Below are 761 nucleotides of genomic sequence, written 5' to 3'. Positions count from 1 at the left end.
TGCTCGCGGGTCTGCATCGCCAGGCGCAGGGCCGGCTTGCCGAAACGGTCGACGGAGACACCGACCAGACGGCCCGGCATGTCGCGCTTGAACGCATCCTTGGTGGAGAAGTAGGCCGCGTGCGGGCCACCGAAGCCCAGCGGCACGCCGAAGCGTTGTGCGCTGCCAATGGCCACGTCGGCGCCGAATTCGCCCGGCGCGGTCAGCAGGGTCAGGGCCAGCAGGTCGGCAGCCACTGCAACGAGGGCGTTGGCGGCGTGGAAACGCTCGGTCAGTTCGCGGTAGTCGAAGACGTCACCGTTGCTCGCCGGGTATTGCAGCAGGGCGCCGAAGAACGGCGTCACGTCGCTCAATTCACGCTCGTCACCGACCACCACCTCGATGCCCAGCGGCTCGGCACGGGTGCGCAGCACGTCGAGGGTCTGCGGGTGGCAATGCACGGAGGCGAAGAACTGGTGGCTGCCCTTGTTCTTGCTCAGGCGCTTGCAGAAGGTCATGGCTTCGGCGGCGGCGGTGGCTTCGTCGAGCAGGGAGGCGTTGGCGATCGGCAGGCCGGTGAGGTCGCTGATCAGGGTCTGGAAGTTCAGCAGGGCTTCGAGACGGCCCTGGGAAATTTCCGGCTGGTACGGGGTGTAGGCGGTGTACCAGGCCGGATTTTCCAGCAGGTTGCGCAGGATCGGCGATGGCGTGTGGGTGCCGTAGTAGCCCTGGCCGATGAAGGTCTTGAACAGTTGGTTCTTACCGGCGATGCCTTTGATCAT

At 65.8% G+C, this 761-nt stretch carries 1 pseudogene; it reads right to left on the bottom strand.

Annotation, left to right across the window (positions count from 1 at the left end):
* A pseudogene (locus PMI35_RS05955) lies at nt 1-761 on the bottom strand (glycine dehydrogenase (aminomethyl-transferring)); the annotation flags it as partial.

Source organism: Pseudomonas sp. GM78 (assembly GCF_000282475.1).
Lineage (GTDB): Bacteria > Pseudomonadota > Gammaproteobacteria > Pseudomonadales > Pseudomonadaceae > Aquipseudomonas.
The sequence above is the reverse complement of the archived record's forward strand: the minus strand, read 5'-3'. Positions and strand labels throughout refer to the sequence as shown.